The organism is Nocardioides sp. N13(2025), from assembly GCF_051912545.1.
Classification (GTDB): Bacteria; Actinomycetota; Actinomycetes; order Propionibacteriales; family Nocardioidaceae; genus Nocardioides.
Genome location: NZ_CP196809.1, coordinates 1001827 through 1016199, shown reverse-complemented (window position 1 = coordinate 1016199; position 14373 = coordinate 1001827). Strand labels below are relative to the sequence as shown.

General features: G+C 70.5%; 9 protein-coding genes. 8 read left to right on the top strand and 1 reads right to left on the bottom strand.

From position 1 onward, the window contains the following. Nucleotides 1-36 precede the first annotated feature (36 nt). From ACS3YM_RS04925 to ACS3YM_RS04905, 5 genes are all read left to right on the top strand, one after another. Complete coding sequence (locus tag ACS3YM_RS04925) at nucleotides 37-2016, top strand: alpha-1,4-glucan--maltose-1-phosphate maltosyltransferase (RefSeq protein WP_439938962.1); 1980 nt, start codon at nucleotides 37-39, stop codon at nucleotides 2014-2016. Nucleotides 2017-2024: 8 nt separating this feature from the next. Further along, complete coding sequence (treS, locus tag ACS3YM_RS04920) at nucleotides 2025-3761, top strand: maltose alpha-D-glucosyltransferase (RefSeq protein ID WP_439939833.1); 1737 nt, start codon at nucleotides 2025-2027, stop codon at nucleotides 3759-3761. Nucleotides 3762-3772: 11 nt separating this feature from the next. After that, nucleotides 3773-5176 (top strand): maltokinase N-terminal cap-like domain-containing protein, encoded by a 1404-nt coding sequence (locus ACS3YM_RS04915; RefSeq protein WP_439938961.1) that lies wholly within the window; start codon nucleotides 3773-3775, stop codon nucleotides 5174-5176. After that, a complete protein-coding gene (gene glgB, locus ACS3YM_RS04910; RefSeq protein WP_439938960.1) occupies nucleotides 5173-7062 on the top strand; it encodes a 1,4-alpha-glucan branching protein GlgB in 1890 nt (629 codons plus the stop codon). The genes ACS3YM_RS04915 and glgB overlap by 4 nt, the downstream gene beginning before the upstream one ends. 243 nt (nucleotides 7063-7305) lie before the next feature. Further along, nucleotides 7306-8049, top strand: a complete 744-nt coding sequence (locus ACS3YM_RS04905; RefSeq protein ID WP_439938959.1) for a hypothetical protein — start codon at nucleotides 7306-7308, stop codon at nucleotides 8047-8049. On the opposite strand, the gene ACS3YM_RS04900 is transcribed toward ACS3YM_RS04905, so the two are convergent. Next, on the bottom strand, nucleotides 8015-8890 hold the full coding sequence (locus tag ACS3YM_RS04900; RefSeq protein WP_439938958.1) for a hypothetical protein: 876 nt from the start codon (nucleotides 8888-8890) through the stop codon (nucleotides 8015-8017). The two genes, ACS3YM_RS04905 and ACS3YM_RS04900, sit on opposite strands and share 35 nt — an antisense overlap. Nucleotides 8891-9098: 208 nt before the next feature. Between ACS3YM_RS04900 and ACS3YM_RS04895 the strand changes: the two genes are divergently transcribed. Genes ACS3YM_RS04895 through ppdK form a run of 3 tightly spaced genes read left to right on the top strand, consistent with a single transcriptional unit; the run spans nucleotide 9099 to nucleotide 14370 of the window. After that, on the top strand, nucleotides 9099-10913 hold the full coding sequence (locus tag ACS3YM_RS04895; protein WP_439938957.1) for a multicopper oxidase domain-containing protein: 1815 nt from the start codon (nucleotides 9099-9101) through the stop codon (nucleotides 10911-10913). A 38-nt stretch (nucleotides 10914-10951) separates the two neighbouring features. Further along, nucleotides 10952-11692: an NUDIX domain-containing protein gene (locus ACS3YM_RS04890; protein WP_439938956.1), complete on the top strand. Its 741-nt coding sequence runs from the start codon at nucleotides 10952-10954 to the stop codon at nucleotides 11690-11692. A 14-nt stretch (nucleotides 11693-11706) separates the two neighbouring features. Further along, nucleotides 11707-14370 carry a pyruvate, phosphate dikinase gene (gene ppdK / locus ACS3YM_RS04885; RefSeq protein ID WP_439938954.1) on the top strand — a complete coding sequence of 888 codons (2664 nt, stop codon included), beginning with the start codon at nucleotides 11707-11709 and terminating at the stop codon, nucleotides 14368-14370. Nucleotides 14371-14373 lie beyond the last annotated feature (3 nt).

The following is a 14373-nucleotide window of genomic DNA, read 5'->3' as shown; positions in this document are numbered from 1 at the left end:
TTGCGTCCGACACCCGACCTTCGCAAGTGTGGGGGCATGGTTGGACGCATACCCGTGATGGATGTTTCCCCCGTCGTCGACCTCGGCCGGCAGTCGGCCAAGGCCACAGTGGGTGAACCGATGCCGGTCCGGGCGACCGTGTTCCGCGAGGGGCACGACCAGCTGGGCGCCGAGGTCGTGGCGATCGATCCGGCCGGGACGCCGCGCGACCCGGTCCGGATGGTTCCCGAGGGCCCGGAGCCCAACCGCTACGTCGCGCACGTCACGCCCGACGTCGAGGGTGAGTGGACCTTCGAGATCCACGCGTGGTCCGACCCCATCGCGACCTGGCAGCACGACGGCGGCATCAAGATCCCGGCCGGCGTCGACGTGGAGCTCATGTTCACCGAGGCCCGGCTGCTCCTCGAGCGGGTCGCGGCGGCCACCGGCCCCGCCGCGCTCGACAAGCAGTCCGCGGCGCTGGTCGCGGGGGCGATCGCCGCCGCGGCCGACGAGAAGCGGCCGGTCGCCGCACGACTGGCAGCGTTGCAGGACCCCGACCTCGACGCCGTGCTGCTCGCCCACCCGCTGCGCGAGCTGCTGTCGGTGAGCGGACCCTTCCGCTTCCGCGCCGACCGCGTGCGGGCGCTCTTCGGCAGCTGGTACGAGTTCTTCCCGCGCTCCGAGGGCGCCACGCGCGACCCGAAGACCGGGAAGATCACGAGCGGCAACTTCCGCACCGCGACCGAGCGGCTCGACCGCGTCGCGGAGATGGGCTTCGACGTCGTCTACCTCCCCCCGATCCACCCCATCGGCGAGCTCAACCGCAAGGGACCCAACAACACCCTCACGCCCGGACCCGACGACACCGGCTCCCCGTGGGCCATCGGCAGCAAGGACGGCGGCCACGACGCCATCCACCCCGAGCTCGGCACCTTCGAGGACTTCGACGCCTTCGTCGCGAGGGCCGAGGAGCTGGGCCTCGAGATCGCCCTCGACCTCGCCCTGCAGGCGGCGCCCGACCACCCGTGGGTCACCACCCACCCGCAGTTCTTCACCACGCGCGCCGACGGCACGATCGCCTACGCGGAGAACCCGCCGAAGAAGTACCAGGACATCTACCCGATCAACTTCGACAACGACCCCGCGGGCATCTGCCGCGAGGTGCTGCGGATCGTGAAGCTGTGGATGTCCCACGGCGTGCGGATCTTCCGCGTCGACAACCCGCACACCAAGCCCCTCGCCTTCTGGGAGTGGCTGCTGGCGGAGGTACGTCGTACGGACCCGGACGTGATCTTCCTGTCCGAGGCCTTCACCAAGCCGGCGATGATGCACGGCCTCGGCGCCGTCGGCTACCACCAGAGCTACACGTACTTCACCTGGCGCACCGGCAAGCGCGAGATCGAGGACTACCTCGTCGAGGTCTCCCGCGAGTCCGACCACCTGATGCGGCCGAACTTCTTCGTCAACACCCCCGACATCCTCCACGCCTACCTGCAGTACGGCGGTCCGGCGGCGTTCAAGGTGCGCGCCGCCCTGGCGGCCACCGGCTCCCCCAGCTGGGGCGTGTACGCCGGCTACGAGCTCTACGAGCACGTCGCGGTGAAGCCGGGCTCGGAGGAGTACCTCGACTCGGAGAAGTTCCAGATCCGCATCCGCGACTGGAAGAAGCACGACGCCGAGGGCACCACCCTGGCGCCCTACCTGACCCGGCTCAACGAGATCCGACGCCAGCACCCTGCGCTCCAGCTCCTGCGCAACCTCTCGATCCACGAGAGCGACGACGACAGCGTCCTGGTCTTCTCCAAGAAGCACGAGGACGACGTGGTGGTCGTCGTGATCAACCTCGACCCGCACGGCACCCGCGAGACCATGGTCCACCTCGACATGCCGGCGCTGGGCATGAGCTGGCACGACTCGTTCGTCGCACACGACGAGATCACCGGCGAGGACTGGAGCTGGAGCCAGCACAACTACGTACGACTGGATCCCGGCCACGAGCCCGCCCACATCATCAGCGTCAGGAGGACCCGTTGACCGAGCAGATGCCGACGGACGCCGGAGCAGCCACCGCGGTGCTCAACGCCGAGCCGGAGTGGTTCCGCACGGCGGTCTTCTACGAGGTGCTGGTCCGGTCGTTCCGCGACTCCAACGGTGACGGCACCGGCGACTTCAAGGGTCTGATCGAGAAGCTCGACTACCTCGAGTGGCTGGGCGTGGACTGCCTGTGGGTGCCGCCGTTCTTCACCTCGCCGCTGCGCGACGGCGGCTACGACGTGGCCGACTACAACAACATCCTCCCGGAGTGCGGCACGGTCGAGGACTTCCACGAGTTCATCGACGCCTGCCACCAGCGCGGCATCCGCGTGATCATCGACTTCGTCATGAACCACACGAGCGACGCCCACCCGTGGTTCCAGGCCAGCCGCAGCGACCCGGAAGGCCCCTACGGCGACTTCTACGTCTGGTCCGACACCGACGAGCTCTACCAGGACGCCCGGGTGATCTTCGTCGACACCGAGCCGTCGAACTGGACGTGGGACCCGGTGCGCCAGCAGTACTTCTGGCACCGCTTCTTCCACCACCAGCCGGACCTCAACTTCGACAACCCCAAGGTCCACGACGCGATGCTGGACGCGATGGCGTTCTGGCTCGACATGGGCCTCGACGGCTTCCGCCTCGACGCCGTGCCGTACCTCTACGAGCGCCCCGGCACCAACGGCGAGAACCTGCCCGAGACGCACGAGTTCCTGAAGAAGTGCCGCAGCTTCGTCGACGAGCACTACCCCGGACGCGTGCTGCTGTGCGAGGCCAACCAGTGGCCCGCCGACGTGGTCGAGTACTTCGGCCCGGAGGAGACCGAGGACGGTCGCTGGGTGGGCACCGAGTGCCACATGGCGTTCCACTTCCCGGTGATGCCGCGCATCTTCATGGCGGTGCGCCGCGAGTCCCGCTTCCCGATCTCGGAGATCCTGGAGCAGACGCCGGCCATCCCCGACGGCTGCCAGTGGGGCATCTTCCTGCGCAACCACGACGAGCTCACCCTCGAGATGGTCACCGACGAGGACCGCGACTACATGTGGTCGGAGTACGCCCACGACCCGCGGATGAAGGCCAACATCGGGATCCGACGCCGCCTCGCGCCCCTGCTCGACAACGACGTCAACCGCATGGAGCTCTTCACCGCGCTCCTGCTGTCGCTGCCCGGGTCCCCGGTCCTCTACTACGGCGACGAGATCGGCATGGGCGACAACATCTGGCTCGGTGACCGCGACGGCGTGCGTACGCCGATGCAGTGGACGCCCGACCGCAACGCGGGCTTCTCCTCGGCCACCCCCGGCAAGCTCCACCTCCCGGCGATCCAGGACCCGGTCTACGGCTACCAGTCGGTCAACGTCGAGGCGCAGCTGGAGAACACGTCCTCCCTGCTGCACTGGACCCGCCGGCTGGTGCACGCCCGGCGCCGCCACCCGGCCTTCGGCCTCGGCGACTTCGTCGACCTCGGCGGCTCCAACCCGAGCGTGCTCTCCTACATCCGCGAGCACTCGCCCTCGGGTCCGGACGGTGAGGGCCGCGACGTGATCCTCTGCGTCAACAACCTCTCCCGCTTCCCGCAGCCGGTCGAGCTCGACCTGCGCCACTGGGAGGGCATGGTCCCCGTCGAGCTGCTGGGCGGCGTGCCGTTCCCGGCCATCGGCGAGCTGCCCTACCTGCTGACCCTGGGCGGCTACGGCTTCCTGTGGCTGCGACTCACCGATGCGACCACGGGGGTGGAGCAGTGAACGACGCACGCATGTCCGACCTGACGAGCTGGATCGGCGAGGCGCGCTGGTTCGGCGGCAAGGGCCGCGAGTGGACCCTCGCCTCCGTACGACGCGTGGGCGAGGTGCCCGGTGCGCCCGAGGGCCGGCGCGTCGCGATCGAGCTGGCCGAGCTGTCGTTCCCCTCGACGGACCCGGGGCAGGCGGCGGAGACCGAGCTCTACCAGCTGCCCCTCGCCTTCTACTCCGAGCCGCAGGAGCGCCTCTCCCACGCCCTCATCGGCGAGTGGGACGACGACGAGCTCGGCCGCGCCCACGTCTACGACGCGCTGCACGACCGCGAGTCGATGGCGCTGTGGCTGGCGGCCTTCGCGGCCCCGCCGACGAGCACCGAGCGCGGTCAGCTCGACTTCCACCGGCTGCCGGGCCACGAGCTGGACCTGGAGGCGCACTCGACGCTGTTCTCCGGGGAGCAGTCCAACTCGTCGGTCGCCTTCGGCGAGGACTCGCTGATGAAGGTCTTCCGCAAGGTGACCCCCGGGGTGAACCCCGACATCGCGATCCACCAGGTGCTCACCGAGGCCGGTTCGACGCACGTGGCTTCCCTCTACGGCTGGCTCGACCTCGTCGACGAGGACACCAACACGACCATCCAGCTGGCCATGCTCCAGCAGTTCCTCCGCACCGCGAGCGACGGCTGGGACCTGGCCCTGGCCAGCGTGCGCAACCTCTTCGCCGAGGCCGACCTGCACGCGGACGAGGTCGGCGGGGACTTCGCCGGCGAGGCCGCCCGCCTCGGCGTCGCGCTCGCCGAGGTGCACGCCGACCTGGCCGCGCACTTCCCGGTCGAGCAGCGCGACGCCGCCGAGATCGGCGACCTGGCCGGGGCGATGGAGCAACGGCTCGACGCCGCGCTCGACGTCGTACCCGACCTGGCGGCGCACGCCGACCGGCTGCGCGAGACCTACGCCCGCCTGCGCGACCTCGACGCCGTCGAGGTGCAGCAGGTGCACGGCGACCTCCACCTGGGCCAGACGCTGCGCACGGTCAAGGGCTGGAAGATCGTCGACTTCGAGGGCGAGCCCGCCAAGCCCCTCGCCGAGCGCCTGCGCCCCGACTCCGTGTGGCGCGACGTCGCCGGCATGATCCGGTCCTTCGACTACGCGCCCCGCGTGGTCGCGCTGACCGGCGCGGGCCACGACTCCGGCGCCGAGGCCGACCAGCTGGCCTACCGCGCCGGCGAGTGGTCGGCCCGCAACCGCGCCGCCTTCCTCGACGCCTACACGGCCAAGCGCGGGGAGGACCTGGGCGCCGCGGCCCGCACCCTGCTCGACGCCTACCTCGCGGACAAGGTCGTCTACGAGGCGGTCTACGAAGCCCGCAACCGTCCGGGATGGCTGTCCATCCCCCTGGCAGCCTTGGGAGAGACGTCATGACCAGCACCCACGAACCGCACGCACCCGGTGAGCTCGACCTGCACCTGATCGGTGAGGGCCGCCACGAGGAGCTCTGGACCGTGCTCGGTGCACAGGCCACCGAGGACGGCACCTCGTTCCGCGTCTGGGCCCCCCACGCCATGGAGGTCCAGGTCGCCGGCGAGTGGGCCGGCTGGGACGGCGCCGCCCACCCGATGACCCGGCTCGCCGACTCGGGCGTGTGGCACGTCCACGTCGATGGGGTGGGCTCGGGCGCGCAGTACAAGTACCGGCTGCGCGGCGCCGACGGCCAGTGGGGCGACCGCGCCGATCCGCTGGCCCAGTACGCCGAGAAGCCCCCGAGCTCGGCCTCCGTGGTCTGGCGCTCCGAGCACCAGTGGGGTGACGACGCCTGGCTCGAGGCCCGCCGCACCAAGCAGCCCGTCGACGAGGCGATGTCCACCTACGAGGTGCACCTGGCCTCGTGGCGCAAGCACTACTCCGGTGAGCTCTACACCTGGGACGAGATCGCCGACGCCCTCGTGCCGTACGTCTCCGACCTGGGCTTCACCCACGTGGAGTTCATGCCCGTCATGCAGCACCCGTTCGGTGGCTCCTGGGGCTACCACGTGACGTCGTACTTCGCACCGGACTCCCGCTTCGGCGACCCCGACGGGCTCAAGCGACTGATCGACCGGCTGCACCAGGCCGGGGTCGGCGTGATCCTCGACTGGGTCCCCGGCCACTTCGCCACCGACGAGTGGGCGCTCGCCAACTTCGACGGCACGCCGCTCTACGAGGACCCCAACCCGCAGCGCGGCTGGCACAAGGAGTGGGGCTCGCACATCTTCAACTTCGGCCGCCACGAGGTGCGCAACTTCCTCTACGCCAACGCGATCTACTGGCTCGAGGAGTACCACGCCGACGGCCTGCGGGTGGACGGCGTCGCCTCGATGCTCTACCTCGACTACGCCCGCGAGACCGGCGAGTGGTCGCCCAACAAGCACGGCGGGCGCGAGAACCTCGAGGCCGTGCAGTTCCTGCAGGAGATGAACGCCACCGTCTACAAGCGGGTGCCCGGCATCGTCACCATCGCCGAGGAGTCCACCGCGTGGCCGGGGGTGACGGGGCCGACCAGCGAGGGCGGCCTCGGCTTCGGCTTCAAGTGGAACATGGGCTGGATGCACGACTCGCTCAACTACGTCTCCAAGGACCCCCTCTACCGCAGCCACCACCACGGGCAGATGACCTTCTCGCTGGTCTACGCGTTCGCGGAGAACTACGTCCTGCCGATCAGCCACGACGAGGTCGTGCACGGCAAGGGATCGCTCCTGCGCAAGATGCCGGGCGACCGCTGGCAGCAGCTGGCCAACCTCCGGGCCTACCTGGCCTACATGTGGGCCCACCCCGGAAAGCAGCTGCTCTTCATGGGCTGCGAGTTCGGCCAGGAGTCCGAGTGGGCCGAGAGCCGCGAGCTCGACTGGTGGCTCCTCGAGCACCCCGAGCACTCCGGCGTGCACGCGATGGTGCGCGACATGAACGCCACCTACGTCGCCAGCGGCGCGCTCTGGGGTCGCGACAACGACCCGGCCGGCTTCGCCTGGATCGACGCCAACGACGCGGGTCGCAACACCTTCTCGTTCGTCCGCCGCGCCCCCGGCCACCCCGACCTGGTCTGCGTGTCCAACTTCTCCGGCCAGCCCCACGAGAACTTCCGGCTCGGACTGCCCTCCGCGGGCACCTGGGCCGAGGTGCTCAACACCGACGCCGAGGCCTACACCGGCTCCGGCGTCGGCAACCTGGGCTCGATCACGGCGACCGCCGGCGACCACCACGGTCAGCCGGCCTACGCCGACATCGTGGTGCCGCCGCTCGCCACGGTCTGGTTCCGGCGTGACGACACATGAGGTGCCACATCCACTGAGGGATCGCTGACCGTGGTGACACACAACAGGCCACCACAGCTCGGCAGTGGCCGCCCGAGATGACACACACAGTGTCACAACGCGGAGGGGATGGCGTCAGGTCCTGGCGCACCCCGTGACAACACGGGGCCGACTGCGCAGTGGCACCTGACCGGTCGTGTGTCACCACGCGACTGCCCTGTGGACGACGACCCGGACGGCGACGCGGCGCGGTGTGATGGGAACGTGCCCAAGGTCATCGACTACTCCGGACGGTTCGCCTTCTTCGAGGAGGCGTGCTTCGCCCTCGTGCGCGACCACGGGGTCGACCACCTCAGCCGTCACCGCCTCGCGGGAAAGCTCGGCACGTCGATCAGCACGGTGCGCAGGCTCCTCAGGGCGGAGGCAGACCTGCGCACGCTCGCGCTGTCCGAAGTGCGCGTCCGCCGGCAGTCCGATCGCCTGCGGCCACCTCAGGGTGTCGGAGTGGATGCGGCGCTGGCACGCCTGCGACGGCTCCTGCCCGACTCCCCCGCCCGCATCGCGGAGGAGCTCGTGTGGTGGAGGCTCGCCATCGCCGCTCCGACGCACCCTGCGCTGCCCCTGGACCCGGCGCACGTGGAGGAGGGCCCGCTCCACCATCGCTTCGCGGTCGCCAACCTGGGCTACGTACCGGGTGACGTGCTCGGCCTGAGGATCGCGCCGCCGACGACATCCGCGGGGCCGGACGGAGACCTCGACCGCGTGGTCGAGGAGCGGCTGGAGCGGGACACCGTCGTGGCCGAGGAGGTGACCGCGGTCCTGCACGACTGCCTGGGCCACCCGCGCGAGGAGGCGCTGGGCCGCGCCGGGCAGGTGGTGCACGGCCTGGTGGACGGGCTGGGGATCGCCGTGTGCCTGGGTCGAGTGGCTCCGGAGGACGCCGTGGCGATCCTCCGGAGCCAGCTCGAGCGACTCACGTCAGGTGGATCATCCTCAGCATGCCCATGAGGGCGTGCGGCATGCCGCCCATCTCGGGGTCGGGGAAGAAGCACATGACGACGTACTGGCCTGCGGGCAGGTCGTAGTTCACCGTCATGCTCCGACGAGGACTCAGCGTCCCGGTCTCCATGCCTCCGGCCAGGACCCAGGACGGGGGCGGCGACGTGCCGTCGTCGGTCTGCAGGAACTGCAGGACCTGGTCGGTCGTGGTGCCCTCCGCGACCTGCTGCAGGATCACGAAGTGGGGCTCGTCACCCTTGTTCTTGAACGCGAAGCGACCCTTCGCCGGCAGGGACGAGGCCCCACCCCACGCCGGTCCGACCTTGGCGATGATCGAGCCGTCGACCCTGGGGGTCTTCGTCGAGCGCTTGGCGCCCCGCACCACGAGCGCCTTGCCGGCGACGACACCGCGCTCGCCGAGCCAGAACGGCGTGTACGAGCCCGCTGTCGGCAGCACGATCGTGCCGCTGCTGCCACCCGAGAGGCCACCGAAGATGGTCGTGTTCCTGAGTGCACGCTTCAGCGCCTTCAGGTCACCCTTCGCACCGAACTTGTTGACGTCCTTGGTGAAGTCGGCGAGGTCGTAGCCCCTCTTGAACCTGGCAAGCTCGACTGCGCCCTTGCCCTTGACGCTGAGCTTCACGCGTCCAGGGCGGATGGTGTCGGGGCCCTTGACCCTGATTGCCTTCTTGGTGATCGTCGCCGTGATGTGCGGCATCGGCGCGGCGCGGGACGCTGTCGGCGCGGTCGTGGCATCGGCCCCGGCCTGCGTCAGCAGCAGCGGTGTGCTCACGAGGGCCGTGGCGCACACCGCTGCGACCACACCTCGCACTGTCTTCGCCATCTGCATGGATGAACCCACCCTCCTGGTCAGCTGACCGACCCGTCGCCGGCGCAACACCCCAGTCATCGCATGTTTTCCATCGCTCCGCATCGTTGATTTGGTTGAGGTCCAGACCACAGGAGGTCGAGGTCCAGACCACCGACGAAAAGGCGTGCCGGGACGCACCAGCAGGAGCACACTCGACGGGATGTGGGGGACGAAGCATCGAGTGGCAGTGGGATTGGTAGCGCTCGTGGCGTGCGTCGGCGCGCTCCTCGTGTACGACGTCGGGCGTGCGCCCGAGGCCACGCAGGCGTTCGCCGAGCCCGTGCGCAACGCCACGATCGTGATCGAGGAGGGTGGGGCCCGGAAGGGTTTCTCCACCCCCGAGGTGACCGTCTCCGGGGGCGGTGTCGTGACCGTCGTCAACCTCGACTCGATGGACCACACCGTCACGTCGGTGGCCAACGGACCCGACGGCCTGCCGGTGTTCGACGTACGCATCGCGGCCGGCACGACGGCGACCGTGCCCGGGATCGACGCGCTCGCCCCCGGCGAGTGGGCGTTCTACTGCAAGTTCCACCCGAGCATGCGCGGCGACATCAACGTCGTGGGCGGGGGCGGCGGGGTCGAGCCCGAGCGCCCGACCTTCGAGCAGCCGTTGGTCGTGCCGCGCACGGAGACCGGCGCGCACATCCGTCTCGTGATGAAGCGCGCCCTCGTGCGGACGCGTCCGGACGGGCCGCGCACCTCGATGTGGACCTACGACGGCACCTACCCCGGACCGACCATCCGACGACGGGGCGGGCGGGGCACCGAGGTCACCGTCGTCAACAGGCTCCCGAAGGGCGCCGGGGCGATGAGCACCCACCTCCACGGCGACCACCACGCGTCGGCGGACGACGGCCAGCCCACGACGTACCTCATCGAGCCCGGCAGCAGCCGCGCGTACGACTACCCGCTGACGGTGGCCGGGCGCCCCGAGCCGGGGTCGTTCTTCTGGTACCACGACCACCGGATGGACCGCACCGCGCGCAACAACTGGCGCGGCCTGCAAGGCATGTTCATCGTCACCGACCCGCCCCTTCCGGGCCTGCGGCTGCCGACCGGCGCGCGCGACGTCCCGCTGATGGTCTCCGAGCGGTCGTTCACCGCCGACAACCAGCTCACCGACCCGTTCGCCGGCGGCCCCGAGATGGTGGGCCACCACGGCCAGATGGCCTGGACCGGGCCGAAGGCACCGCCGGACGACGCCACGGTCGGCGACACCGTGCTCGTCAACGGCCGGGAGGCGCCGTACCTCCAGGTCTCCGCCACGCGCTACCGGCTGCGGCTGCTCAACTCCTCACCGTTCTCCAGCTACAACTTCACCCTGTCCGACGGCCGCCCCTTCCTGCAGATCGGCACCGGCAGCGGCCTGCTCCCGAAGGCCGTGGTGCGCACCGGCGTGCTGCTCGGCCCCGCGCAGCGCGCCGACGTGATCGTCGACTTCAGCGGTGCCACGGGGCGCAACCTGGTGCTCGAGTCGGTCCCGGCCGAGCCGGGATACACCGGCGACAACGCACGCCAGGCGTCCGTCATGGAGTTCCGCGTAGGCGCCTCGGCCCCCGATCCCTCGCGGCTGCCGTCTCGGCTGCCCTCGCCGAAGCTGGTGTCCCCGGTGCCGTCGAAGGTGTCGAAGACCTGGACCTTCGGGCTCGCCGGGGACGACCACGCCAGCTTCTGGTCGATCAACGGCAAGGCGTTCGACCCCGACCGCGTGGACCACCGGTCGCGGCTGGGCACCGTGGAGCGGTGGCGCTTCCGCAACACCAGCCAGGTGACCCACTACGTCCACATCCACAACGAGCAGTGGCGCACGGTGCTGCGCGACGGCAAGCGCCCCCCGCCGTGGGAGCGCGGCCTGGAGGACACCTGGCGCCTGGACCCCGGTGAGGTCGTCGAGGTGGCGGGCCGGTTCACCGACTACACCGGCGCGTTCATGATCCACTGCCACATGCTCGACCACGAGGACCACGGGATGATGGCCCGCTTCGACGTGGTGCGGTAGCGCTCTGCGGGCGCGGAACCGCTCGCTAGGGTGGCCGGGTGCCCAGCCCGATCTCCGTGTCCTCCGGCGACGGCGTCGCCCGCCTCCAGTGGACGGGTGAGGTCAACACCGACGAGCTGCGCCGCGAGATCGCCGAGGCGCTGGTCCACCACTCCCGGGTGGAGGCGCTCGTCGGGGCCGGCGACACGCGGGCCCAGCGGGCGGCCACGTGGGCGGGCCTGCACCGCGAGGGCGTACGACGCGGCGTCGGGCCCGACGGCGAGCAGCAGGACCAGATCGTGTTCGCGCGCCTGGTCACCGACGCTCCGGTCCACGAGCCCGGCGGCTTCCGGTCGCTGCTCAACTCCTTCCTGCCGCGCAAGCGGGCCATCGCCCAGATGCTGGTGCGCGACCCCGAGGGCCGCGTGCTGCTGTGCCAGCTGACCTACAAGCGCGACTGGGACCTGCCCGGCGGAGTCGTCGAGGTCGGCGAGTCGCCGAGGCTGGCCGTGCAGCGCGAGGTGGAGGAGGAGCTCGGCCTCGAGGTCGAACCGGGCGACCTCCTGCTCACCGACTGGCTGCCCGCCTGGGGTGGCTGGGACGACGCCGTGTGCCTGGTGTTCGACGGCGGCACCCGTCCTGCCGCCGCGCTCGAGGAGGTCGTCAAGCAGGAGCGCGAGATCCGTGACGTGCGGTTCTGCACCCTCGACGAGGTCGACGAGCTCGCCGCCGACTTCACCGCCCGACGCGTCCGGGCCGCAGTGGAGGGCGACCAGCCGTATACGGAGTCCGGCCGATAGGACAGGATGCCCCCATGGCTTGGGTCTACGAATTCTCAGAGGGCAACAAGGACCAGAAGGACCTGCTCGGCGGCAAGGGTGCGAACCTCGCCGAGATGACGACGCTCGGCCTCCCTGTGCCGCCGGGCTTCACCATCTCGACCGAGACCTGCCGGGCCTACCTCGCCGAGGGGGGCGAGCCCGAGGGCCTCGCCGAGGAGGTCACCGAGCACCTGGCGGCGCTGGAGTCCGCCATGGACAAGCGGCTCGGCGACGCCGACGACCCGCTGCTGGTCTCGGTGCGCTCGGGCGCGAAGTTCTCCATGCCCGGCATGATGGAGACGGTCCTCAACGTCGGGCTCAACGACACCTCCGTGGGCGGCCTCGCCGCCCGCAGCCAGGACGAGCGCTTCGCCCAGGACTCCTACCGGCGGCTGCTGCAGATGTTCGGCGGCACGGTGCTCCACGTCGACTCCGAGCTGTTCGCCGAGGCGCTCGACAAGGCCAAGCACGCCCGCGGCACCGAGTCAGACCTCGACCTCGACGCCGACGACCTGCGCGCCGTGGTGGAGACCTTCAAGCAGATCATCAAGGACCAGACCGGTCGCGAGTTCCCCCAGGACCCCCGCGAGCAGCTCGACCTCGCCATCCGCGCGGTCTTCGACTCGTGGAACACCGACCGCGCCCGGCTCTACCGCCGCCAGGAGCGCATTCCAGAGGACCTCGGCACCGCCGTCAACGTCCAGGCGATGGTCTTCGGCAACTTCGGCATGGACTCCGGCTCCGGCGTGGCGTTCACCCGCGACCCCGCCAGCGGCGCGCAGGGCGAGTACGGCGACTACCTCCAGAACGCCCAGGGCGAGGACGTCGTCGCCGGCATCCGCAACACGGTGTCCCTGGCCGACATGGCCGAGATCGACCGGAAGTCCCACGACGACCTCATGCACATCATGACGCGCCTCGAGCGGCACTACCGCGACATGTGCGACATCGAGTTCACCGTCGAGCGCGGCAAGCTCTGGATGCTGCAGACGCGCGTCGGCAAGCGCACGCCCGAGGCCGCCTTCCGGATCGCGGTGCACATGGTCGACGAGGGCCTGATCCAGATGGACGAGGCGGTCCTCCGCGTCACCGGCGACCAGCTCGCGCAGCTGATGTTCCCCCGCTTCGACGAGTCCTCGGACCGCACGCTCCTCGCCACCGGCATGAACGCCTCCCCCGGCGCGGCCGTCGGCAAGGCGGTCTTCGACTCCGACACGGCCGTGGAGTGGGCCGAGCGGGGCGAGGACGTGATCCTCGTCCGCAAGGAGACCAACCCCGACGACCTGCGCGGGATGGTCGCCGCGCGCGGCATCCTCACCAGCCGCGGCGGCAAGACCTCGCACGCCGCGGTGGTCGCCCGCGGGATGGGGCGTACGTGCGTGTGCGGGGCGGAGTCGCTCGACGTCGACGCCAAGGCCAAGGAGTTCCGCGTCCGCGGTGGCGAGACGGTCCGCGAGGGCGACGTCATCTCCATCGACGGCACGACCGGTGAGGTCTTCGCGGGCGCCGTGCCCGTCTCGGACTCGGTGGTGGTGCGCCACTTCGAGGGTGAGAAGCTCGACGACGACCTGGCCCACGCGGTCGCCCGGATCATGGCCCACGCGGACGGCGCGCGCCGCCTGCGCGTGCGTACCAACGCCGACACCCCCGAGGACGCCGCCCGAGCCCGTCGCTTCGGCGCCCAGGGCATCGGCCTCTGCCGCACCGAGCACATGTTCCTCGGCGAACGGCGCGAGCTCGTCGAGAAGCTCATCGTCGCCGAGGGCGAGGAGGGCCAGGAGGCGGCGCTCGACGCCCTGCTGCCCCTGCAGCGGCAGGACTTCACCGAGATCCTCGAGGCCATGGACGGCCTCCCGGTGACCATCCGCCTGCTCGACCCGCCTCTGCACGAGTTCCTGCCCGACCTCACCGACCTCAGCGTGGAGGTGGCCCTCGCCGAGGAGCGCGGCGAGGAGGACGAGCACGCCAAGGTCCTGCTGACCCACGTCCGCCGGCTGCACGAGCAGAACCCGATGCTCGGGCTGCGCGGTGTGCGCCTCGGCATCCAGATCCCCGGGCTCTTCCGCATGCAGGCCCGCGCGATCGCCGAGGCCGCCGCCGACCGCAAGCAGGTCCACGGCACGCCGTTGCCGGAGATCATGGTCCCGCTGGTCGCCAGCGTGCGTGAGCTCGAGATCGTCCGCGCCGAGATCGACCGGGTGGTCGAGGAGGTCCAGGAGGCGCGCGGGGTCAAGCTCGACATCGCCGTCGGCACCATGATCGAGCTGCCGCGCGCCGCGTTCCTCGCCGACCGCATCGCCCGGGACGCGGACTTCTTCTCCTTCGGCACCAACGACCTCACGCAGATGGCGTGGGGCTTCTCGCGTGACGACGTCGAGTCCGCCTTCTTCTCCCGCTACTTCGAGCACGGGATCTTCGACGTCTCCCCCTTCGAGTCGCTCGACCAGCTCGGCGTCGGCGGCATGGTCGAGATGGGCACGATGAAGGGCCGCGAGACCAACGCCGACCTCAAGGTCGGCGTGTGCGGCGAGCACGGCGGCGATCCCCGGTCGGTGCACTTCTTCGACCGGGTGGGGCTCAACTACGTGTCCTGCTCCCCGTTCCGGGTGCCGATCGCCCGGCTGGAGGCCGGGCGATCGGTCCTGGAACAGCGCTGACGC